Origin of the sequence: Amycolatopsis sp. NPDC051903 (genome assembly GCF_044452505.1) — a bacterium.
GTDB lineage: Bacteria > Actinomycetota > Actinomycetes > Mycobacteriales > Pseudonocardiaceae > Amycolatopsis.
On sequence record NZ_JBITBT010000003.1, the window covers coordinates 347,966 to 368,722 of the forward strand.

Consider the following 20,757-nt stretch of genomic DNA (forward strand, 5'->3'; position numbering starts at 1 on the left):
ACGATGCGGGGCCGCCGATTCCCCCGGCCGCCCCGCCCCTGTGCGAGGGGGTCGAGCCATGGGGCGCGGCCGGGCTAAGGCCAAGCAGACGAAGGTGGCGCGCGAGCTCAAGTACAGCTCCCACGACACCGATTTCGATGCTTTGCAGCGCGAGCTGTCGAGTAATTCCTCGGACAACAACACGCACGAGGACGACGACCGGTACGAAGACCCGTACGACGACGGGTACGACGACTACCGTCGTTGAGCAGGGCGACTTACGCGAGGGTGGGGTCCGGGCACGCGCCCGACGCCACCCTCGCGCGTCGCGTGCTGCCCATTTTCGGTTCTCGCTAGTCGCGAAGGAGATGTGCCAGTGTCGGACGTCCGGAAAGTCGGAGTGGTCGGAGCGGGTCAGATGGGCTCCGGGATCGCCGAGGTGCACGCCAAGTCCGGTGTGGACGTGGTGATCACCGAAGTCAGCCAGTCCGCACTGGACGCCGGCAAGGCGCGCATCGAGAAGTCCCTGCAGCGGGCCGTGAAGAACGGCAAGCTCGCCGCGGACGACGCCGACGCGGCGCTCGGGCGCCTGCGCTTCACCACCGACCTGGCGGACCTCGCCGACCGCGATCTCGTGATCGAAGCCATCCTCGAGCAGGAGCAGGCCAAGGTCGACGTCTTCGCGCAGCTCGACAAGATCGTCTCCCGCGAGGACGCGATCTTCGCCTCCAACACCTCGTCCATCCCGATCGTGAAGATCGCGATGGCCACCCAGCGGCCGGCGCAGGTCGTGGGGATCCACTTCTTCAACCCCGTGCCCGTGCTGCCGCTCGTGGAGCTCGTCCCCTCGCTGCTCACGAGCGACGACACCGCGCGGCGCGCGGAAGAGCACGCCGCGGCGCTGGGCAAGACGGTCATCCGCGCCCAGGACCGCGCGGGCTTCATCGTGAACTCCCTGCTGGTGCCCTACCTGCTGTCCGCGATCCGCATGGTCGAATCCGGCTTCGCCACCGCCGAAGACATCGACCGCGGCATGGAACTCGGAACCGCCCACCCGATGGGCCCGCTGCGCCTCTCGGACCTCATCGGCCTCGACACCGTCAAAGCCATCGCCGACTCGATGTACGACGAGTTCAAGGAACCCCTGTACGCGGCCCCGCCGCTCCTCCTGCGCATGGTCGACGCGGGGTTGCTGGGGAAGAAGTCCGGGCGGGGTTTTTACTCGTACTGAGTCCGCCGGGCCTCGCGAACGGTCCCTTCGGACCGCTGCGGTGCGAACGGTCCCCTCACTCCCACCGCAGCGGTGCGAACGGTCCCCTCGGACCCGTCGTCCCGGCGCGAACGGTCCCCTCACTCCCGCCGCAGCGGTGCGAACGGTCCCCTCGGACCCGTCGTCCCGGCGCGAACGGTCCCCTCACTCCCGCCGCAGCGGTGCGAACGGTCCCCTCGGACCCGTCGTCCCGGCGCGAACGGTCCGCTCACTCCGACGCGACCGGTCCCCGTGCTCTCATTGGCGCGCGAACGGTCCCACGAGTCCGGCCGTGCTGCCCCAACTGATCCACCGCCGCGACAGGCGCGAATGGTCCCATCACGCTCGCCGCTGGCGCGAGTGATCCGGCCGCACCGAGAACGCAGGTACGAACGGTCCCGTCGGTCGTCGGGAGTGGCGTGAACGGTCCCCTCGGACCCGGCGAAATCCCGCGCCTCAGCGGACGAACGCGGCCCGGCGGGCGGTGCGGCGGAGGATGGTCAGGATCGCCGGGCCCAGGACGAGGATCGCGATCAGGTTCGTCAGGGCGCGGCCGGTGTCCCAGCCCAGCGTGGACGTCAGCACGGTGAACACCAGGAACCGGTGCAGGTTCTCGCCCAGTGGCGCGCCCGGCACGAAGTCCAGTGCCGACGTGCCGGCGAGGAACGGCCAGGTGAACATGCTCATCGCGAGGCCGTAGAAGTACGCCGCCACAACCCCGTACGCGGCGAGCAGCGCAAGCTCCCCGCGGCCCCGGACCCGCCGCGGCAGGAGCCCGGCACCGAGGCCGACCAGGGACGACGCGAGCATCTGGAACGGCAGCCACGGTCCGACGCCGCCGGTCAGCAGGGCCGAGGCGAACAGCGACGTCGCGCCCAGGACGAAGCCGAAGCCCGGGCCGAAGACGCGGCCGGCGAGCACGAGCAGGAAGAACACCAGCTCGATGCCGCCGGTGCCGGCGCCGAGGGGGCGCAGGGCGGCGTCCACTGCGGACAGCACGCCGAGCAGCGCGAGGGCCTTCGCGTCGAGGCCGCCGCTGGACAGCTCCGCCAGGACGATCAGGATGAGCACCGGCAGCGTCACCAGGAAGACGAACGGCGCGTCGGCCGTGTGGCCGTCGGGGCGCGACGTCGCGAACAGCGGCCAGCAGAACATCACCAGGCCGAACACCACCGCCGGGATCAGGACCAGCGCCGAGCGGAACCGGAGCCGCACGGCCGGGCCGAGGAAGTCCGTCACGACGCCACCTCGGACCGCAGCGCCCGCGCGACCTCGTCCACCGTCAGCCACTCCTGCGGCGCCAAGACCTTCGCGACCTGCGGGGCGAACGCGGGCGAGGACACCACGACGTCGGCAGTAGGCCCGTCCGCGACGACCTCACCCTCGGCCAGCACCACGACCCGCGCAGCGGCGGCGGCCACGAACTCCACGTCGTGCGTCGCCAGCAGCACCGCGTGCCCGGCCGAAGCCAGCGAAGCGAGCACCGCCGCGAAGTGCCGCTTCGCGGGGTAATCGAGCCCGCGCGTCGGCTCGTCGAGCAGGACCACGGGCGGCGCCGCGGCCAGCTGCACGGCCAGCACCAGCGCCAGCCGCTGCCCCTCCGACAGGTCCCGCGGGTTGGCCGAGGGATCGACACCGGGCACGAGGCGGTCCAGCAACGACCGCGTCGTCCCGGGCGAAGCGCCCGATTCCGCGTCCGCCTGCCGGCACTCCGCCTCGGCCGAATCCAGGTACAGCAGGTCACCCGGCGTCTGCGGCACCAGCCCGACGCGCGACCGCGCCACCCGCGGCCGCGCGGCCCCCGGATCCACGCCCAGCACGGAAACCACGCCGGCAGACCGCGGCCCACTGCCCTGCAGTGCCCACAGCAACGACGACTTCCCCGACCCGTTCCGCCCCATCAGCGCCACGACCTCACCGCGCCGCAGCGTCAGGTCGACCCCCCGCACCGCGACTACGCCGCCGTAGCGCACTTGCACTGCCCGGGCCGTCAGCACGTCGTCCGTAGGCGCGGCCGCCGGCCGGGCCACCACGGCCGAAGCCAGCCGCTCCCGCAACGGCCCCGCTTTCCGCCGTGCGTCGCGCACCGACAGCGGCAACGGCGACCACCCGGCCAGCCGCCCCAGCTCCACGATCGGCGGCGCCACGTCGGCCTCCGCGAACACCTCCGCCGGCGGACCGGACACGACCGCACCGTCACCCCGCAGGTACAGCAGCCGGTCGGCGTACTGCGCGACGCGCTCCATCCGGTGCTCCGCGACGACCACGGTCGTCCCGAGGTCGTGCACCAGGCGCGTGATCGCGGCCAGCACCTCCTCGGCGGCCGTCGGGTCGAGCGCCGACGTCGGCTCGTCCAGCACGAGCACGCGCGGGTGCGCCGTGAGCACCGACCCGATCGCCACGCGCTGCTGCTGCCCGCCCGACAGCGTCCGAAGTGGACGGTCGCGCAGGTCCGCGATGCCCAGCAGGTCGAGCGTCTCCTCGACGCGCTTGCGCATCACGTCCGGGGCCACGGCCAGCTGCTCCATGGCGTACGCGAGTTCTTCCTCGACGGTGTCGGTCACGAACCCCGCGAGCGGGTCCTGCCCGACGACGCCCACCACGGACGCCAGCTCGCGCGGCGGGTGCGTCGCCGTGTCGAAGCCGTCGACGAGCACGCGCCCGGCCAGCCGCCCGCCGGTGAAGTGGGGGACGAGGCCGTTGATCGTGCCGAGGAAGGTCGACTTGCCGACGCCGGTGCGCCCGGCGACGAGGCACAGCTCACCCTCCTCCACCACGAGGTTCACGTCGCGCAGCACGGCCTGTGAAGCCCCGTCGTACGTCACGCTGACCTGCGAAAACTCGATCACTTCGCCACCTCCACGAGCGGCGCCGGGCGCGGCGCGAGCCACGCCGGCAGCACCGCGATCAGCACGGCCACGGCCGGCAACACCGGCAACGTCGGCCAGCTCGGCGGGCTCACGGGCGTCTCCAGCGACGCCGGTGAAGCCACCAGCACCAGAGCGCAGGCGAGCACGCCACACAGCGCCACCAGCGTTTCCGGCAGCCGCCACGGGTCGGGCCGGTACGTCGTGCGCCGGATCCGCCGCCCGCCCAGCACGAACCCGGCGCCCGCCACGACCAGCCCGGCCACGAGCATCGGCACGCCCAACCAGCCCGCCGACCCGTCGAGCACGCCGTAGATCCCCACGGCGACCCCGGCGAACCCGGCCGGCACGCACACCGCGATCACCACCCGCACGCGCCGCTCGAGGTGCCCGCGCCGGCCGTACCCCCGCGAATCCATGGCCGCCGCCAACTGGAGCGAGCGGTCCATCGCGTCCGCCAGCACCGGCACGAAGATCCCCCGCAGGAACCGCAGCCCGCGCCCGCGGGCCGCCCGCAGCCGGCGCGCCCGCCGCACCCGCTGCACGCTCTCGACCAGCTGCGGCGCCACCGACAGCGCGACGGTGACGGCCGTGCTCACCTCGGCCAGCGCGCCCGGCACGGCTTTCAGCAGGCGTTTCGGGTTGGCCAGCGCGTTCGCGGCGCCGACGCAGAGCACGATCGTCGCGAGCCGCAGGCCGTCGTAGAACCCGCCGAGGAGCTCTTCGGCCGAGGTCGGGCCGAGCAGCTCGATCCCGGCGGCGGCCGCCGGCAACGGGATGGCCGGGAGCGTGAACAGCACGTGCCCGCCGTCCTCGCCGCCGATCAGGATCCGGAACAGCACGCGCGACAGCACGATCACGCCCGCCACCCACGCGTACACGCGGAAAGCCAGCGCCCACGGCGCGTCGCCGCGGCGGCTGACGACCACGAACCCCGCCACGGCGAGCACGAGCGCGAGCAGCAGCGGGTTGGTGGTGCGGCTCGCGGCGACGGCGAGCCCGAGCGCCCACACCCACCACGCGCCCGGATGCAGCGCCCGCGGCTCAAGCACGCCGGCGCCGCACCGCGGCGACCAGGCCCGCGCCGACGAGCACCACGACCACGACGAGCCCGACCACGAGCCCGGTCGGGAAGCCGTTGCTGCTGCTCGCTGCCGTCGGTGCCGGCGCGGGCGCGTTGGCCTTGCGGACGGGCGCGACGCGCGGCGGCGGGTAGTCCTGGAAGGACTTGTCGTGCGCGAACGACCAGCCCTCGAAGCTGCCGGCCGGCGGCTGCCAGCTCTGCACCCCGACCTGGCTCGAGGCCCACTTCCCGCCGTTCGCCGCCGTCCAGAAGCTCCACGACGCGCTCTCCGGCGGCATCGCCGAGCACGACTGGTCGGCCGGTTTGCCTTCGATCTTGCAGATCAGCGCAAGCCCGTACTTGCCGACGCCGGCGAGGTCGAGGCCGGCGTTCTGCAGGGCCGTCACGCCGTTCTCCTGCGGGCCGGGGGCGCAGCGGATGAGGGTGTCGCCGCCCAGGTCCTGGAAGTCGACGACCACGGTGACGCCGGTGGCGTCGGGACAGTAGCCCGCGGTGCCCTTGCCGGGCACGGTCGCGGAGGCGGGCGCGGCACCGGACAGACCGGCACCGAGCAGCAGGGCACAGGCGGCGAACAGCCGCACGGGGAACAACCGCATCGTTGATGAGTCCTCGCATCGAATCGGACCACGCACGGGCGATCCGGCTCACGGCCGCGCGGGCCGATCACGGTTGCGGGTCAGCGCCGGATTCCCACCGGCTTCCCCCGTTCGTGGTGTTCAGCTGTCCGACGTTAACCCACCGGAGGTACCCGCCGGAAGCGGTGCCGCCCACACCTACACTTCCGGGTGTGGACCTGGGACAGCTGCGCGTCGGCCTCGTCGGAACCGGGCCGTGGGCGACCACGGTGCACGCACCGGGGCTGGCCGACCACCCGGGCACGCAGCTCTCCGCCGTCTGGGGCCGCCGGGCCGAGAACGCCCGCGCGCTCGCCGAAGCCCACGGCGCGGTGGGGACCGACGACCTCGACGAACTGTTCGCCCAGGTCGACGCGCTCGCGTTCGCCGTCCCGCCCGCCGTGCAGGCCGAGATCGCGGCGCGCGCGGCCGCGGCCGGCAAGCACCTGATCCTGGAGAAGCCGATCGCACCCGACCTGGCGAGCGCGCGGCGGCTCGCCGACGCGGTTTCGCAGGCCGGAGTCGCGTCGCTGGTGATGCTGACCCTGCGGTTCTCCCAGCAGACGCGCGACTGGCTCGACGGCCTCGCCCGATCGGGCGGCTGGCGCGGCGGCGGCGCGCGGTGGCTGTCGGGCGCCCTGCTCGGCGGCCAGTACGCGGCTTCGGCCTGGCGGCTCGACCCGGCGGGCGGCGCGCTCGCCGACGTCGGCCCGCACGCGTTCGACCTGCTCGACGCCGCCCTCGGGCGGATCACGGACGTGCTCGCGGCCCACCGCGGGCCCGACGACCTGTGGCAGCTGATGTTCGCGCACGAGGGCGGCGCCACGAGCACCGCGACGCTGTCGTTGCGCCTGCCGGTTCAGCCGACCGTGGCCGAAATCGCCGTTTACGGGGACCACGGGTACCGCACGCTCGGTCGCAAGCCGGGCACGGCCGGCGAGTCCTACACCGCCCTGCTGGACGACTTCGCTGCGATGGTCGCGAGCGGCACGACCACGCACCCGTGCGACGTCCACCGCGGCGTGCACCTGTCCGCGCTCATCGAACGCGCCCGCGAACTGGCCGGGTAATACACAGGGGCCGAGCCCCTGTTTTCCCTTGTGGACGGAGGCTTTTCGCCCCGCCTTCCGGCTTCTTCCACAGAGTTGTCCACAGCATCCACTATGGACGGTCCGCGCCTCGACCGAACCACGGGAAGCCGTTTCGCGCCAGCGGAAAGATCACCGAATAGTGCGCCCCGCTGGGCGTGCCGAGTTGATCTCCCAATGCGAAGGTGATCTTGGAAGGGTGGGAAGAAGCAGTTCAGAGGGGTTCGAGAAGGGAAGCGCATGGGAGCCCTGCTGCGCGCTTTCTGGGGGATCATCCCGGTCACGGCCATCGCGCTGCCCTACGCGCTGCTCTGCTGGCCGCTGCTCACGGTGCGCAGGCGCCGAAGAAGCGGCGACGTGAGCCTCGGCCACGCGTCGGCGACCGCCGCCGTCGACGTTTCGGCGGTCACCGTGGGCGTTCTGGTGCTGTGCCTGGTGACCATGCCGGTCGGCTCAGCGCCCGTCAGCACCCTCGACCTGGTCCCCGGCGCCGACCTCTCCGCCGCCTTCTCCGACGACGGCTCGCTGTGGCAGGTGATCGGCAACGTGCTGCTGCTGTCACCACTGGGCGGCCTCGTCCCCTTGCGCCTGCGCCGCATGCGTTCGCTGACCCGGATCGCGCTGACCGCGTTCGCCGCGTCCGTGCTGGTGGAGGCCACGCAGTTCCTCATCCACACCGGGCGCGTGACCTCCACGGACGACGTGCTGCTGAACACCATCGGCGCGACCTTGGGCGCCGCACTGACCCGCCGCGGGTGGCGGGTGTTCGACGTCGCGCCCGTCGTCTCGATCCCCCGCCAGGTCCGGCGGACGGTCTGTGACGCCCCCGTGCGCCTGCGCGTCCCCCGGTCGGTGTGGGACACGAGGTACGCGGGGGTGGGGCATCCGGAGCGGCGTTGAAGAATTCGGTTGCGGGTGCCGGGAGACTGAAGTTGCTGAGCGGATCGTGCCGATCCCCCGGATGAAGGAAACGCCTATGTTCGCCGCCGCTGCTCGCGACGGCCGCCCGGCCTGACGCGAGTCTCTCTTCTCGCGCCGAGTTGGGTGCGGGTCTCGCGCTGTGCGCTGCCCGGGTTTTCGTTTCGCGCTCGGTTCTCACGTGCCTCGTCGTGTGCCGGGTTTTCGTTTCGCGCTCGGTTCTCACGTGCCTCGTCGTGTGCCGGGTTTTCGTTTCGCGCTCGGTTCTCACGTGCCTCGTCGCGTGGGGGTTCTGCGTGCCGAGGCGTGCGTGGGGTTCCCCGCGTCGTGCGTGAGTTGCCCGTGGCTCTTCGGCGCGGTCCTCGTGCCTCGCCTCGCGCGGTTTCCTTCAACCCCCGAAAGGGTTCATCCAGCATGTCCGCCCTTCAGGCGTATGTCCGCGCCACCGCACCTCGCAACCGTGCCGTCGAACGGATCGGCCCGTTCCTCGCCACCTTCGCCCGCGACTCCGACCACCCGATGCTCAACTACGCCATCCCCGACGACGGCGCCACGCCGTCGCCCGCGGAGATCGCCGCGCTGACCACGGCCTACTCCCGTCGTGGGCTACTGCCCCGGCTGGAGTTCTTCACCGAAGCGGCGCCGGCGCTCGAGGCCGCGCTCGTCGGCCAGGATTACGAGCTGGAACGCCGCGTCCCGGTCATGACCTGCGGCGTCTCGGACTTCGTCGCGCGCCCGGCTCCCGCCGGCATCACCCTGCGCACCCCTTCGTCGGACGCCGACCTCCTCGGCCTGCGCTCGACGCAGAACGTGGCCTTCGGCGAATCCCCCGAAGTCTCCGCCGCCGAACTCGCCGGCACCCGCTCCTTCGGCGACCGCGCAGTCCTCGCCGAAGACACCGCCACCGGCGCCATCACCGGCGGCGGCTTCGCCCTCGAGATCGTCCACGGCACGTCCGAGATCGCCGGCATCGCGGTCGCCGAGCCGCACCGCCACCGCGGCATCGCCGCGGCGATCACCGCGCACCTCACGCAGCTCGTCCACACCCGCGGCGCCCCCACGGCCTTCCTCACCCCGGGCGACCTGGGCATCGCCACGGTGTACCGCCGCGTCGGCTACCAGCCTGCGGGTGAGTGCGTGCACCTGTCGCTGCCACGGCGGTAGCCCTCGGGCCGATCCCGCCCGTTCGCTGCACGTACGGTCCACTCGCGCTGCCTTACCCGCGCGAGTGGACCGCTAGCGCGGCCCCAAGTGAGCGAACGGCCCCTTCGCACCAACTGGATCGCATGAGTGGACCGCTCGCTCCACCTTGATGACGCCGCCGAACCACCCGCGCCAAGCCGATCGCGCGGCGACATCACTCTCGCAAATCGATCGCCAAATCGGGCGGCCCCGCCACGACAATGACGAACGGTCCACTCGCACCACCTCATCTCCGCGAATGGACCGCTCACGCCGGCCAACGGCGCCAGGGGACCACTCGCACCCGAGCCACCACGCCCGTTCGCTGCACGAACGGTCCACTCGCGCCGCCTCACCTCCGCGAGTGGACCGGTCGTGCCGAGCCAACGGCACCAGGGGACCACTCGCACCCGAGCCACCACACGCGACCGGACCACCCGCGCGGCACCGACCTGACCTAATCGTCGAAGCGGCCGCCCCGGCTGCGTTTCACATCGCTGCGGCGTTTTTTCGCCGCCAGGCGGCGTTCCTTCGAGCCGCGCGACGGCTTGGTCGGGCGGCGTTTAGCGGGTGGCGGTGCGGAGGCCTTCAGCAGGACGTCCGCGAGCCGCTCGCGGGCTGCGTCGCGGTTTTGCAGCTGGGAGCGGTGTTCGCTGGCGGCGATGGTCAGCACGCCGTCGACCAGGCGGCCGGACAGGCGGTCCACTATCCGCGCCCGCAACGCCTCCGGGACGACCGCCGAGCGGGCGACGTCGAAGGACAGCTCCACGCGCGAGTCCGTCGTGTTCACGCCCTGGCCGCCGGGGCCCGAGGAGCGCGAGAAGCGCTCGCGCAGCTCCGCCGCGGGGATCACGAAGCGGGAGCCGACGGGCACGTCCTCAGTCACGGGACCAGTCTCGCAGCCGGGGCAACCGAAAAGTCAGAACCGCGGGTGGTCCCCCGACAGCACCGCGCGCGGGCCGTCCGGGTCTTCCGCCGGCTGGACGTCGCCGAGGATCCAGGCGGGGACGTGGCGGGCGGTGAGCACCGCGAGCGCGCGGTCGACGTCCTCGGCCGCCACGATCGCGACCATGCCGACGCCCATGTTGAACGTCTTCTCCAGCTCGGCGCGCTCGACCTTGCCGCGCTGGCCGATCAGGGCGAAGACCGGCGCCGGGGTCCACGTGCCGCGTTCCAGCCGCGCGACGAGGCCGCGCGGCATCACGCGCGCGAGGTTCGCCTCGAGACCACCGCCGGTGATGTGCGCGAACGTCCGCACCTCGGTTTCGGCGGCGAGCGCCAGGCAGTCCTTCGCGTAGATCTTCGTGGGCTCCAGCAGCTCCTCGCCGAGCGTGCGGCCGAACTCCTCGACGTGCCCGTCGAGCGGCATGCGCGCGATGTCCAGCAATACGTGCCGGGCCAGCGAGTAGCCGTTGGAGTGCAGGCCGGACGAGCCCATCGCCAGCGCGACGTCACCCGGGCGCACCTTCTCGGGCGTGAGCAGCTGCGACGCCTCCACCACGCCGACGCCGGTGGCCGACACGTCGTAGTCGTGCTCGCCCATCAGGCCCGGGTGCTCGGCCGTCTCGCCACCGAGCAGCGCGCAACCGGCCTGCACGCAGCCCTCGGCGATGCCGCCGACCAGAGCCGCGATCTTCTCCGGCACGACCTTGCCGACCGCGATGTAGTCCTGCAGGAACAGCGGCTCGGCGCCGGTGACCACCAGGTCGTCGACGACCATGGCCACCAGGTCGATGCCCACGGTGTCGTGCTTGTCCAGCGCCTGCGCGACCGCGATCTTGGTGCCGACGCCGTCGGTGGACGAAGCGAGCACCGGCTCCTTCCACTTGTCCAGCTTCAGCGAGAACAGCCCGGCGAACCCGCCGACGCCGCCGCGCACCTCCGGCCGCGTGGCGCGCTCGGCGTGGGGCTTGAGCAGCTCGACGGCCTGGTCACCGGCTTCGATGCTGACGCCGGCGGCGGCGTACGTGGCGCTCGTGGACTCGCTCACGGAAGCGGACTCCCTACTGGACAACTCTGACTAGGGACGCCGGACGGCGTCTTCGGCACCGTACCCGGCGGGGCTGACGGGAGTCGCCGCCCCATTGACCGAGTCCATGCTTTCCAGCAGGTGCTTGCCGATGAGGGCGTCGTCGGGCAGGTCGATGGGGTACTCGCCGGAGAAGCAGGCCGTGCACAGCCGCGACCGGGGCTGTTCCGACGCCGCGACCAGGCCGTCGAGCGAGATGTAGCCCAGGGAGTCGGCCCCGATGGAACGGCGGATGCCGTCGAGGTCGACGCCGTTGGCCACCAGTTCGGCGCGCGAGGCGAAGTCGATGCCGTAGAAGCACGGCCAGCGCACCGGCGGCGACGCGATCCGCACGTGGACCTCGAGCGCGCCGGCCTCCCGCAGCATGCGCACGAGCGCCCGCTGCGTGTTGCCGCGCACGATCGAGTCGTCCACCACCACGAGCCGCTTCCCGCGGATCACGTCGCGCAGCGGGTTCAGCTTCAGGCGGATACCCAGCTGCCGGATCGTCTGCGACGGCTGGATGAACGTGCGCCCGACGTAGGCGTTCTTCACCAGACCGGTGCCGTACGGGATGCCCGAGCCCTGCGCGTACCCGATCGCGGCCGGCGTGCCGGACTCCGGCACCGGCATGACCAGGTCGGCGTCGGCCGGGTGCTCGCCCGCCAGGCGGCGGCCGATCTCCACGCGCGTGGCGTGCACGCTGCGGCCGGCGATCGTGGTGTCGGGGCGGGCGAGGTAGACATACTCGAACACGCAGCCCTTCGGCTCCGGGCTCGCGAAGCGCGACGAGCGCAGCCCCTCGGCGTCGATGGCGATCAGCTCACCGGGCTCGACTTCGCGGACGAACGACGCGCCGCAGATGTCGAGGGCGGCCGTCTCGCTCGCCACGACCCAGCCGCGCTCGAGGCGGCCGAGCACGAGCGGGTGCACGCCGTGGGGGTCGCGCGCGGCGTACAGGGTGTTCTCGTCGGCGAAGACCAGGCAGAACGCGCCGCGCAGTGTCGGCAGCAGCTCCATGGCCGCGGCCTCGATGCCCTTGTCGGCGGCGTTCGCGGCGAGCAGACCGCAGACGAGGTCGGAGTCGCTGGACGAACCCGTCAGGCCGGCGTGCGGCTTGAGGCCGGCGGCCGCGGTGCGGTCGCGCAGCTCGGCGGTGTTGACGAGGTTGCCGTTGTGCGCGAACGAAATCCCGCTGCCGGTGGCGGTCGTGCGGAAGATCGGCTGCGCGTTCTCCCAGATCGTCGAGCCGGTCGTGGAGTAGCGGCAGTGCCCGACGGCGATGTGCCCCTGCAGCGACTGCAGCACTTGCTCGTCGAACACCTGGCTCACCAGGCCGAGGTCCTTGAAGACGACGATCTGCGAACCGTCCGAGACGGAGATGCCGGCAGCCTCCTGCCCACGGTGCTGTAGCGCGTACAGGCCGTAGTAGGTCAGCTTGGCGACTTCTTCGCCTGGAGCCCAGACGCCGAAGACGCCGCACTCCTCACGGGGTTCCGGTTCGGGCTGATCAGGGCTGGCGGAATGGTCGGAAACCACCGAGGTGCTCCCAGGAAGACGTGGTCGGGCCAAGTCCAAGTGTAAGGGGTGTTAAGGGCGTGTTCACCGGACAAGACGTGGTGCTGCCCACTTCCGGGGAGATCGGTGCTCGCGTTTCGGACCGGTGTTGATCTTGCAACCGGTCCCGGACGTGAGCCAGGCCCCGGCCGTCGTGTCTCGTGCACGTCGGCCGGGGCCTGGAGTTCGGGGGTGTTCAGCGGGCGGCGAGCCACTTGGACGTGCCACCACGCCCGGGCACCCAGCAACCCTTGGCGGGCGCGGGGGCGGTGTCGTCGTCCTCGTCGGGCAGGGCGAGCACCTCGGTCAGCACACCGGCCGCGTCGCCGCTGCGGCGCCACAGCCACTTCTCGGGGTCGAAGACGTTGTCCTCAGTTCCCGGCAGCCGCGTCGCGACGGCGTCGTCCTCGGCGTTGAGCCGGACGACGTCCACCACGTTGTCGTGCACCCGCACGCCGACCACGGCCTCGACCTCACCGCTCGCGTCCGTCTGGTGCACGAACTGGTACCCGCGGCTCATGAGCTCCTGCAGGCCGGCCTCGACGTCGCAGCAGGACCCGAGGGCCTCACCCGAGGACATCGTCGAATTCGCCGTCTTTCGCCCCGGCGAGGAAGGCGGCCATCTCGGCGCGCGTGTAGACGAGCGCGGGACCGGTCGGGAAGCGGGAGTTGCGCATCGCGATCTCTCCCGAGGCCAGCGGAGCGACCTCCACGCAGTTGCCCACGGCGCCGCTGTAGCTCGCCTTGCGCCACTGGGCGCCGGTCAAACGATCGGCCGGAACGCCGTTCTCGAACCGCTGAGCCATGATCCCCACCTTCCGGGACGGTGAAAAGCTCAGGCATCTGCACGTGCATCTACCTGTGACTGGGACGCTAGCACGCGCTCATGCAGTGGTAAATGCACGTGCAGAAGTTTCTGCAAGTTTCTCACTGCGTGACGACAAAGTTCAGTAGAAAGTCCCTGTCGGACGTACGGAGCGCCACCCGAAGGGGTGAAATATCACGCAGAGTTGCTGTTGATCGCGGGTTCGTCGCGTAGAGCGAAGAACCTCCGATCACCCAGTGGCAGTGCGTGAAGGAACACCACCCAGGGGTGAGGACGAAGTTTTCAGCGGAACCGCCGAAACCCCACTCAGATCTCGGCGCGCCGCTTCGCCAGGCGGGTACGGCTGCGCTCCGGCGTCTCCGCGTCGACGGCCAGCAGGTCGAGCGCACGGCCGTACTTCTCGATCTCGTCGCGTTTGTCGAGGTAGTGGGCACCGGTCAGGTACTCGACGTACGCGATGTTCGGCAGCTCCGTCTCCGCGAACCGCAGCAGCGCGAAGCCGTGCTCGGCCGACAGACCGCTGCGGCAGTACGGCAGGATCTGCACCGACACGTGCGGCAGCGTGGTCACCTCGAGCAGGTACTCCAGCTGCTGCTTGAACACCTTCGGCCCGCCGATCGGCCGGTAGAGCACCGACTCGTCGAGCACCGCCCAGATGCGGGGCGCGTCGGGGCGGGCCAGCATCTTCTGCCGCCGCATGCGCAGGGCCACGAGCTGGTCGACCTTCTCGTCGGCCATCTCCGGGCGGCCGTGGCTGAAGATCGCGCGGGCGTACGGCTCGATCTGCAGCAGGCCGGAGACGAACAGCGGCTCCCAGATCTGGATCCGGGACGCGGCTTCCTCCAGCCCGACGAGGTCGGTGAACCAGCCGGGCACGGTGTCGCCGAACTTGCGCCACCAGCCGGCCTCGTTCGACTGCTTCACCATGTCGAGGAACGCGCGGCGCTCCTCGTCGTCGGCGACGCCGTACATGGTGAGCAGGTCGGCGACGTCGCGCTCCTTGAAGCCGACGCGGCCCAGCTCGAGGCGCGAGATCTTGGACTCGGAACCGCGGATGTTGTAGCCGGCCTGCTGGCGCGTGATCCCGGCTTCCTCACGCAGCTTGCGCAGCTGCGAGCCCAGGATCATCCGGCGCGCAGTCGGGCCGAGACTCTGCTCGCCACCGGACGCGTTCACCGCGTTCATTGACCGGGACCTTCCGTGCGCCGCTCGTTGACCTGTGGGATTCCAGCCCGGCTACCCAAAGTACACGTACAGAGCCAACCCGTATAGCACGGCTTGGCTCGCGTCGCGTTTGTCCTCACGATTCTACGGAGAGTGCGCCCGGAAGCACACGGACAGGTGAGTAATCACAGGTCAAGACCACGGACGGTCAAAGCCGGATCACCGGCAGCCAGTGCGAGAGGTCGGCGCGCGAGCCCGACGCGGACACGCGCGCGGCCTCCACGGCGGTGGTCCACTCGAGCAGGCCGGTCGCCAGCTCGAGCCACGTCCGCGCGTCGGTCTCGATCACGTTGGGCGGCGTGCCGCGGGTGTGGCGGGGACCCTCGACGCACTGCACGGCGGCGAACGGCGGCACCCGCACCTCGACGCTGCGGCCCGGTGCGTCGGCGGCGAGCGTCCGCAGGCTCAGCCGGACCGCGGCGGCCAGCTCGGGGCGGGCCGGATCCGGGCCCTCACCTCGCAACCAGCTCGAAACGGCCCAGATCGCCGCCCGTAACTCAGCGGGATCGACCGAACGCGAAGAGGCCATGGCTCAACAGTAGAGTGACGTCGGACCGACATTCAGGCACCCGGCACCGAGGGACGGCGATGGCGCAACGGGACGAGGCAGATCGGATGGTTTCCCCCGCGGGTCCCCGCGGCAAGGCGGCGGGCAAGCCGGCCGCAGCGGGCCGGCACGGCCGGCGCGGACCGCAGGGCAAACCGGAGATCACCCCCGAGATGCGGGCGAACGCGCGCGCCAACCCGAACAGCTGGCTCTACGTGATCGACGAGGCCTTCGACCCGGCCGGCCCGGTGCCGTCGTGGGCCGTGGTGGGCGCGTACCCGGTGAACGCCGCGGGTGACGTCGTCGAGGACTTCCACCCCAACGACCGTTACCGCCCCTCGCCGAAGGCGCTCGGCTTCCCCGAGCCCAAGACCGAGCTCGAGCGGCTGCTGCAGCTCGTGCGCACCGAGCACCGCCCGGCCGAGGACCTGCCGAAGGTCATCCTCGACTCGACGCTGTTCGTCTACGCCCTCTCGCCCGTGCAGCGCACCGTGATCGGCTTCCACAACGCCGACGGCCGGGTGATGGTGCCCGCGTACACGACCAAGTCGCTCGTGCCGCGCGAGTGGCCGCACGCGCGCGCCGTGCTGGGCCGCGACATCGTGAGCCTGCTCGCCGGTCACCCGCTGACGATCAACCCGCACGACCTCATCACCGCCGTCGTCCCGGCCGAGCACCTCCTCAAGGCCGTGGCCGAAGAACGGCGCTGAAGTTCCCCGCCGGGATTTTCACACCGGCGGTTCACGAAAAGGCCCGCCGTCCACTCCGGACGGCGGGCCTTTTCGTACGCGGGGCCTGTCACCCACACGAAAACCGCCTGGTCTCGACCTGCGCAACTGACCCGGTCGGGTGATCACCGAGTCGCAGGAACGGCGGCTTCCGGGCATCGTGCACTGCGAAGGAGTACACGCGTCCGGTGGGGAGTCCAGGGTGAAGCGTCGTCCGCTGCTGCGCCGGGTCACCGACCGTGTTTCCTTCAAGCGGACCGTGCTGGGGGGTGCCACCGCGTGGGGCACTGTGGTCTGCACCGGGCTCGCCCTGTGCGCCCCGGCCACCGCCGCGCCGAGCTACCAGGGCGCGGACGACCACTACGCCGGTTCGCAGATCGAGAAGTACGAGGGCGTCGAAGGCGCCCCGCACGTGGAGTACACCGCGAGCGACCAGGTGCTCGGCCACGACGTGAGCGGGCACCAGGGCGCGGTGGACTGGACCGCGGCCGTCAAGGCCGGGGCGAAGTTCGTCTACGTGAAGGCCACGGAGGGCACCGGGTTCGTCAGCCCGCAGTTCGCCCAGCAGTACAACGGTTCGTACCAGGCCGGGATCATCCGTGGTTCGTACCACTTCGCGCGGCCCGACGTGTCGGACGGCGCGGCGCAGGCGAACTACTTCCTCGCGCACGGCGGCGGCTGGTCGAACGACGGCAAGACGCTGCCGGGCGCGGTGGACCTGGAGTACAACCCCTACGGCGAAACCTGTTACGGCAAGGACGCCGCCGGCCTGGTCGCGTGGATCCGGTCCTTCTCGGACACCTACCGCGCCCGGACCGGCCGGTTGCCGGCGATCTACACGTCCACGAGCTGGTGGAAACGCTGCACCGGCAACAGCGCGGCGTTCGGCGCGAATCCACTGTGGCTCGCGCGCTACAACACGCAGATCGGCGAACTGCCGGCCGGCTGGCACAGCCAGGCGATCTGGCAGTTCGCGGACAAGGGCACGCTGCCGGGAGACCAGAACTGGCTCAACGGTCCCCTGGCAACCCTCCGCGATCTGGCAATCGGGTGAACATTTGTTGCCGGACCACGGAATAGTCATCAGGAACCGATGAAAATCACCCACGCGTCCATGTGAATTCACGGAACTTGATGACAAACCGAAGACCGTCATCAAGAATCTCCCCCGGGCGGCTACCTGCACATAGCCGCTCACAGCGAGGGTATCTGTGAAGGGATTCAACGATGTCCACTTCCCGAAGAGGACTGCGAGCAACCCTGCTCTCCGTCCTGGCCGTCCCCACCGTGGCGCTCCTGCTCGGCGCAGGAGCACCGGCATTGGCCGCACCACCCGGTTCGGTCCTCACGACGAGCCAGGTCAATTCGATCAACGCCGACATCCAGGCGCACAACCACGAACTGGGGTCCCAGATCCGGCGCGTCGAGGGTGACGAGTCGACGTCCGCGTCGAAGGTCGCCGCCCAGCAGCCGCAGCCCGCGGCCGCCATCCCGAACCAAGCACTGGCCACTGTGGCCGGCATGGACGTCGCCAGCTACCAGGGCAACGTCAACTGGGCGAGCTGGTGGAGCCAGGGCAAGCGGTTCGTCTGGACCAAGGCGACAGAAAGCACGTCCTACACCAACCCCTATTTCACTCAGCAATACAACGGCTCCTACAACCAGGGCTTCATCCGCGGCGCGTACCACTTCGCCACCCCGAACACCTCCAGTGGCGCGGCGCAGGCCACTTACTTCGTCGCCCACGGCGGCGGCTGGTCCAAGGACGGCAAAACGCTGCCGGGCGCACTGGACATGGAGTACAACCCGTACGGCGCGACGTGTTACGGCCTGAGCCAGGCCGCGATGGGTTCGTGGATCCGCGACTTCCACGACACCTACCACGCCAAGACCGGCCGCTGGCCCGTCATCTACACCTCGACGAGCTGGTGGAACCAGTGCGTGGGCACGTCGCAGAACTTCTCGAGCACGGTGCCGCTGTGGGTCGCGCGGTACGCCTCGTCGGCCGGCACCCTGCCGAACGGCTGGGGTTACTACACCGTCTGGCAGTACACCTCGAGCCCGCTCGACCAGGACACCTTCAACGGTGCCTACGACCGGGTGCAGGCGCTGGCCAACGGCTGAGCCACTCCTGACGGGAAAACGACGCTCCCGGCCGCCGCGTGCGGCCGGGAGCCTCTTTTGTGCCGGGCCGTCCGACCTTGCAGAATGCTGGTCACGTGGGGCGGGGCAGGAACCGCCGGCGCTCGCCGGTCGTCAGACCACGGCGCGAGACGGTGCAGCAGGAAGGCGGAACCGGAGATGACCTACCCACCGCAGCCCGGGCAGGGCGGCCAGCCCGACCCCTACGGCCAGGGCTGGCAGCAACCCGGGCCGGGCGGGGTGCCCCAGCAGCAGCCGGGTCAGCAGCCGGGGTGGGATCCGAACGCGCCACAGCAGCAGCCGGGCTGGGACCCCAACGCGCCACAGCCGCAGTACGGCCAGCAGCCCGGGTGGGACCCGAACACGCAGCAGTACGGCCAGCAGCCCTACCCCGGCACCCAGCCGTACGGGCAGCCCTACCCCGGCACCCAGCAGTACCCGCAGCAGGGCTGGGACCCGAACCAGCCGTACGGCGGCGGGTACGGCGGCGGGCCGCAGCCGCCGAAGAACAACAAGACCGGGCTGTGGATCGGCATCGCGGTGGCCGTGGTGGTCGTGGTGGCGCTCGGCATCACCGGGTTCGTCGCGCCCGGCTTCTTCCTGAGCAAGGACTCCTCGGGCACCACGGCGCAGTCGCAGAACCCCGCGCCGCCGCCGGCGTCGACGCCGAACACGTCACGGCCGCAGCTGCCGACGGGTGAGCCGTCGGAGCCGGGCCTGCCGACCGACGAGACGGACATCCCCGGCACCGGCGACGGCAGCGGTTCGCCGGCCGAGGGCAAGCAGGCCGTCGACGACTTCGTGGCCAAGATCAACGCCAAGGACGCCGCCGGTGCCACCGCGATGACGTGCCAGGGCAGTGAGGGTTTCTCGAAGGACAGCATCGACGAGGCCACCGGCGGCGAGCCGCAGCTGAAGGTCGAGGGCTACGACGGCACCGCGACCGTCACCGCCAGCGTCGGCGGTTCCCTGTCCGGAAAGGACGCCAACGGCTCGGTGATCGCCACCAGCGTCGGCGGCAACTGGTGCATCGGGTTCTTCTTCGTGCTGGCCGTCTGACGCGTGCGGTCCCCACTGCTCTGGACGTTCGTCGCGTCCGTGCTGCTGCTCGTCGGGGTCGGCGGCTGGCTGCTCGCCGACCCCGCCACGAGCCGCAGCGACGCGCTGAAGACCGGCGGTCTCGCCGGGGGCGCCGTCGTCGCGCTGTACGCGCTGTGGCTCAACGACCGGCGCCGCCGCGTCGAGGAGGCGCGCCAGGAGATCGAGCGCCAGCGCCACGACCTGGAGATGCGCCGCGCCGACCAGGACCGCGAGCGCGTGTCCGACGAGCGGTTCGCCAAGTCCGTGGAGCTGCTGGGGCACGAAGCCGATCAGGTGCGCGTCGGAGCGCTGCACGCGCTGGCCGGCCTGGCGCGCAGCCGGCCGGAGTACACGCAGACGGTGCTCGACGTGCTGTGTTCCTACCTGCGGCGGCCGTTCGACCACTCCCGCTACCACGGGCCGGACCGCGCCGATCCCGAGCCCGAGGTGGAGCGTGAGCTGCAGGTGCGGCTGACCGCGCAGCGCCTCGTCGCCGAACTGCTGCCGTGGGCGTCCGAAGTGGACGCCCCGAGCTACGACCTCGACCTGACCGGCGCCGTGGTGGAGTACCTCGACTTGTCCCGCCGGAAGATCGGTCGCCTGCTGCTGCGCTACGCGTCGCTGCACAGCAGCACGAACCTCAGCGGCTGTGTGATCACCGACCGCGCCTACTTCACCGCCGCCGGCACCGGCAAGGGGCGGCTCATCGGCAACTTCCGTTGCCGCGGCGCGAAGTTCCTCGACTACGCCTGGTTCAGCGGCACTTCGTTCGCCGAGAACGCCGACTTCACCGAGACGACGTTCGCCGGGCGCACCGCCTTCAAGGACGCGGTGTTCACCAAGGACGCCGTGTTCACCGGCGTGGTGTTCGAGGACTCACTGGACCTGCGCCACGCGTCGTTCGGCGGCCAGACGGACCTTCGGTTCGCGCGCGTGCCGGAGCACTTGTCGCTGTACAACACGAAGGTGCGGGCGGTGAAGGACAACCAGCTGCCCGAGGGCTGGCTGCTGGAACCGCTCGACGACGGCGTCGCCCGGATCACCGTGGCCGGGAACTGACGGCCGCGATCGCCCGGTCCAGCAGCTCACCCAACGGTTTCTGCCCGCGCGTCCACTCGAACCCCGCGACGTCCAAACAGGACAGTGCGGCCGCCGCGAGCGCGTGGGCGGCGAGTTCGTCCTCGAGCCGCTCGGCCAGGACCGGTACCAGCAGCTCCTGCCACTGCAGGTGCTTGCGCAGCAAGGCGATGCGCAACGCGGGCGTCTCGGCCAGCATCCGCGCGCGCCTGATCCCCGATTCCTCGAGCGACACCACGCACACCTGAAGCGCCGCTCGCAGCGCGACCCACGGTTCTTCTTCGGCGGGGCGGGCTTCCAGTGCGCGGGCCAGCTCGTGCCCGAGGTCCATCAGGCTGCCGACGACCATGTCCTCCTTGCCGGCGAAGTACCGGAACACGGTCCGCGTCGACACCCCGACCGCGGCCGCGATCTGGTCCACGGTCGTCTCCTCGAACCCCCGCTCGGCGAACAGCTCCATCGCCTTCGCGGAGATCTCCGCCGTGACCGCCCTGCGCGTGACCTCGCGCAGCCCGCCGCGCCGTCCTTCGCTGACCATGGGCCGAGTGTAACTCCGGCCTCACAGTGGCTGACACGAACGACGAAGG

22 protein-coding genes and 1 riboswitch are annotated in these 20,757 nt (G+C 71.1%); of the genes, 10 read left to right on the plus strand and 12 right to left on the minus strand.

What is annotated here, in order from left to right:
• Nucleotides 1-58 precede the first annotated feature (58 nt).
• A complete protein-coding gene (locus tag ACIA77_RS09210) occupies nucleotides 59-247 on the plus strand; it encodes a DUF3073 domain-containing protein (RefSeq protein ID WP_204092668.1) in 189 nt (62 codons plus the stop codon).
• Nucleotides 248-355: 108 nt separating this feature from the next.
• Complete coding sequence (locus ACIA77_RS09215) at nucleotides 356-1,210, plus strand: 3-hydroxybutyryl-CoA dehydrogenase (RefSeq protein ID WP_395885277.1); 855 nt, start codon at nucleotides 356-358, stop codon at nucleotides 1,208-1,210.
• Between the two features lie 474 nt (nucleotides 1,211-1,684).
• On the opposite strand, the gene ACIA77_RS09220 is transcribed toward ACIA77_RS09215, so the two are convergent.
• From ACIA77_RS09220 to ACIA77_RS09235, 4 genes are read right to left on the minus strand one after another with little or no spacing between them, the layout of a single operon-like run.
• Nucleotides 1,685-2,467, minus strand: a complete 783-nt coding sequence (locus ACIA77_RS09220) for an ECF transporter S component (protein WP_395885278.1) — start codon at nucleotides 2,465-2,467, stop codon at nucleotides 1,685-1,687.
• Complete coding sequence (locus tag ACIA77_RS09225) at nucleotides 2,464-4,077, minus strand: ABC transporter ATP-binding protein (protein WP_395885279.1); 1,614 nt, start codon at nucleotides 4,075-4,077, stop codon at nucleotides 2,464-2,466. The genes ACIA77_RS09220 and ACIA77_RS09225 overlap by 4 nt, the downstream gene beginning before the upstream one ends.
• Nucleotides 4,074-5,147, minus strand: coding sequence for a CbiQ family ECF transporter T component (locus tag ACIA77_RS09230; protein ID WP_395885280.1), 1,074 nt, complete (start codon nucleotides 5,145-5,147; stop codon nucleotides 4,074-4,076). The genes ACIA77_RS09225 and ACIA77_RS09230 overlap by 4 nt, the downstream gene beginning before the upstream one ends.
• Nucleotides 5,140-5,775, minus strand: a complete 636-nt coding sequence (locus tag ACIA77_RS09235) for a hypothetical protein (protein ID WP_395885281.1) — start codon at nucleotides 5,773-5,775, stop codon at nucleotides 5,140-5,142. Before ACIA77_RS09235 ends, ACIA77_RS09230 begins: the two co-directional genes overlap by 8 nt.
• A 15-nt stretch (nucleotides 5,776-5,790) precedes the next feature.
• A riboswitch (cobalamin riboswitch) is annotated at nucleotides 5,791-5,927 on the minus strand.
• A 39-nt stretch (nucleotides 5,928-5,966) separates the two neighbouring features.
• On the opposite strand from ACIA77_RS09235, the gene ACIA77_RS09240 reads away from it, so the two are divergent.
• The 3 genes from ACIA77_RS09240 to ACIA77_RS09250 all read left to right on the plus strand — a co-directional run bounded on the left by ACIA77_RS09240 (nucleotide 5,967) and on the right by ACIA77_RS09250 (nucleotide 8,963).
• Nucleotides 5,967-6,863, plus strand: a complete 897-nt coding sequence (locus tag ACIA77_RS09240) for a Gfo/Idh/MocA family protein (RefSeq protein WP_395885282.1) — start codon at nucleotides 5,967-5,969, stop codon at nucleotides 6,861-6,863.
• Between the two features lie 258 nt (nucleotides 6,864-7,121).
• Nucleotides 7,122-7,781, plus strand: coding sequence for a VanZ family protein (locus ACIA77_RS09245; protein WP_395885283.1), 660 nt, complete (start codon nucleotides 7,122-7,124; stop codon nucleotides 7,779-7,781).
• A gap of 432 nt (nucleotides 7,782-8,213) precedes the next feature.
• The gene (locus tag ACIA77_RS09250) at nucleotides 8,214-8,963 is read left to right on the plus strand and encodes a GNAT family N-acetyltransferase (RefSeq protein ID WP_395885284.1); all 750 of its coding nucleotides are present in this window, start codon (nucleotides 8,214-8,216) and stop codon (nucleotides 8,961-8,963) included.
• 475 nt (nucleotides 8,964-9,438) lie between these two features.
• Here ACIA77_RS09250 and arfB read toward each other — a convergent pair whose 3' ends face one another.
• From arfB to ACIA77_RS09285, 7 genes are all read right to left on the minus strand, one after another.
• The gene (arfB, locus tag ACIA77_RS09255; RefSeq protein WP_395885285.1) at nucleotides 9,439-9,867 is read right to left on the minus strand and encodes an alternative ribosome rescue aminoacyl-tRNA hydrolase ArfB; all 429 of its coding nucleotides are present in this window, start codon (nucleotides 9,865-9,867) and stop codon (nucleotides 9,439-9,441) included.
• Nucleotides 9,868-9,900: 33 nt separating this feature from the next.
• Complete coding sequence (gene purM / locus ACIA77_RS09260) at nucleotides 9,901-10,971, minus strand: phosphoribosylformylglycinamidine cyclo-ligase (RefSeq protein ID WP_395885286.1); 1,071 nt, start codon at nucleotides 10,969-10,971, stop codon at nucleotides 9,901-9,903.
• A 30-nt stretch (nucleotides 10,972-11,001) separates the two neighbouring features.
• A complete protein-coding gene (gene purF, locus ACIA77_RS09265; RefSeq protein WP_395885287.1) occupies nucleotides 11,002-12,528 on the minus strand; it encodes an amidophosphoribosyltransferase in 1,527 nt (508 codons plus the stop codon).
• Nucleotides 12,529-12,742: 214 nt separating this feature from the next.
• Nucleotides 12,743-13,126: a hypothetical protein gene (locus tag ACIA77_RS09270; protein WP_395885288.1), complete on the minus strand. Its 384-nt coding sequence runs from the start codon at nucleotides 13,124-13,126 to the stop codon at nucleotides 12,743-12,745.
• Nucleotides 13,113-13,352, minus strand: coding sequence for a DUF397 domain-containing protein (locus ACIA77_RS09275; protein WP_395885289.1), 240 nt, complete (start codon nucleotides 13,350-13,352; stop codon nucleotides 13,113-13,115). Before ACIA77_RS09275 ends, ACIA77_RS09270 begins: the two co-directional genes overlap by 14 nt.
• A gap of 326 nt (nucleotides 13,353-13,678) precedes the next feature.
• Nucleotides 13,679-14,557, minus strand: coding sequence for a helix-turn-helix domain-containing protein (locus tag ACIA77_RS09280; protein WP_395885290.1), 879 nt, complete (start codon nucleotides 14,555-14,557; stop codon nucleotides 13,679-13,681).
• Between the two features lie 187 nt (nucleotides 14,558-14,744).
• Nucleotides 14,745-15,125 (minus strand): sterol carrier family protein, encoded by a 381-nt coding sequence (locus tag ACIA77_RS09285; protein WP_395885291.1) that lies wholly within the window; start codon nucleotides 15,123-15,125, stop codon nucleotides 14,745-14,747.
• A gap of 59 nt (nucleotides 15,126-15,184) precedes the next feature.
• On the opposite strand from ACIA77_RS09285, the gene ACIA77_RS09290 reads away from it, so the two are divergent.
• The 5 genes from ACIA77_RS09290 to ACIA77_RS09310 all read left to right on the plus strand — a co-directional run bounded on the left by ACIA77_RS09290 (nucleotide 15,185) and on the right by ACIA77_RS09310 (nucleotide 20,152).
• Nucleotides 15,185-15,853, plus strand: a complete 669-nt coding sequence (locus ACIA77_RS09290; RefSeq protein WP_395885292.1) for a type VII secretion system-associated protein — start codon at nucleotides 15,185-15,187, stop codon at nucleotides 15,851-15,853.
• A 277-nt stretch (nucleotides 15,854-16,130) separates the two neighbouring features.
• The gene (locus tag ACIA77_RS09295) at nucleotides 16,131-16,925 is read left to right on the plus strand and encodes a lysozyme (protein ID WP_395885634.1); all 795 of its coding nucleotides are present in this window, start codon (nucleotides 16,131-16,133) and stop codon (nucleotides 16,923-16,925) included.
• A 173-nt stretch (nucleotides 16,926-17,098) separates the two neighbouring features.
• Nucleotides 17,099-17,995 carry a lysozyme gene (locus ACIA77_RS09300; RefSeq protein WP_395885293.1) on the plus strand — a complete coding sequence of 299 codons (897 nt, stop codon included), beginning with the start codon at nucleotides 17,099-17,101 and terminating at the stop codon, nucleotides 17,993-17,995.
• A gap of 177 nt (nucleotides 17,996-18,172) precedes the next feature.
• Nucleotides 18,173-19,072 carry a hypothetical protein gene (locus ACIA77_RS09305; protein WP_395885294.1) on the plus strand — a complete coding sequence of 300 codons (900 nt, stop codon included), beginning with the start codon at nucleotides 18,173-18,175 and terminating at the stop codon, nucleotides 19,070-19,072.
• A gap of 3 nt (nucleotides 19,073-19,075) precedes the next feature.
• Nucleotides 19,076-20,152, plus strand: a complete 1,077-nt coding sequence (locus ACIA77_RS09310; RefSeq protein WP_395885295.1) for a pentapeptide repeat-containing protein — start codon at nucleotides 19,076-19,078, stop codon at nucleotides 20,150-20,152.
• Here ACIA77_RS09310 and ACIA77_RS09315 read toward each other — a convergent pair.
• Nucleotides 20,133-20,708 carry a TetR family transcriptional regulator gene (locus tag ACIA77_RS09315; protein ID WP_395885296.1) on the minus strand — a complete coding sequence of 192 codons (576 nt, stop codon included), beginning with the start codon at nucleotides 20,706-20,708 and terminating at the stop codon, nucleotides 20,133-20,135. The genes ACIA77_RS09310 and ACIA77_RS09315 overlap by 20 nt on opposite strands.
• Nucleotides 20,709-20,757: the final 49 nt, after the last annotated feature.

What these genes read in the sequence shown, in the direction of transcription:
- ACIA77_RS09235 (WP_395885281.1), bottom strand. Translation starts at nt 5,775, where the DNA reads ATGCGGTTGTTCCCCGTGCGGCTGTTCGCCGCCTGTGCCCTGCTGCTC.
- ACIA77_RS09290 (WP_395885292.1), top strand. Translation starts at nt 15,185, where the DNA reads ATGGCGCAACGGGACGAGGCAGATCGGATGGTTTCCCCCGCGGGTCCC.
- ACIA77_RS09280 (WP_395885290.1), bottom strand. Translation starts at nt 14,557, where the DNA reads ATGAACGCGGTGAACGCGTCCGGTGGCGAGCAGAGTCTCGGCCCGACT.
- ACIA77_RS09250 (WP_395885284.1), top strand. Translation starts at nt 8,214, where the DNA reads ATGTCCGCCCTTCAGGCGTATGTCCGCGCCACCGCACCTCGCAACCGT.
- ACIA77_RS09300 (WP_395885293.1), top strand. Translation starts at nt 17,099, where the DNA reads ATGTCCACTTCCCGAAGAGGACTGCGAGCAACCCTGCTCTCCGTCCTG.
- ACIA77_RS09285 (WP_395885291.1), bottom strand. Translation starts at nt 15,125, where the DNA reads ATGGCCTCTTCGCGTTCGGTCGATCCCGCTGAGTTACGGGCGGCGATC.
- ACIA77_RS09210 (WP_204092668.1), top strand. Translation starts at nt 59, where the DNA reads ATGGGGCGCGGCCGGGCTAAGGCCAAGCAGACGAAGGTGGCGCGCGAG.
- ACIA77_RS09315 (WP_395885296.1), bottom strand. Translation starts at nt 20,708, where the DNA reads ATGGTCAGCGAAGGACGGCGCGGCGGGCTGCGCGAGGTCACGCGCAGG.
- ACIA77_RS09275 (WP_395885289.1), bottom strand. Translation starts at nt 13,352, where the DNA reads ATGGCTCAGCGGTTCGAGAACGGCGTTCCGGCCGATCGTTTGACCGGC.
- ACIA77_RS09270 (WP_395885288.1), bottom strand. Translation starts at nt 13,126, where the DNA reads ATGTCCTCGGGTGAGGCCCTCGGGTCCTGCTGCGACGTCGAGGCCGGC.
- ACIA77_RS09305 (WP_395885294.1), top strand. Translation starts at nt 18,173, where the DNA reads ATGACCTACCCACCGCAGCCCGGGCAGGGCGGCCAGCCCGACCCCTAC.
- ACIA77_RS09245 (WP_395885283.1), top strand. Translation starts at nt 7,122, where the DNA reads ATGGGAGCCCTGCTGCGCGCTTTCTGGGGGATCATCCCGGTCACGGCC.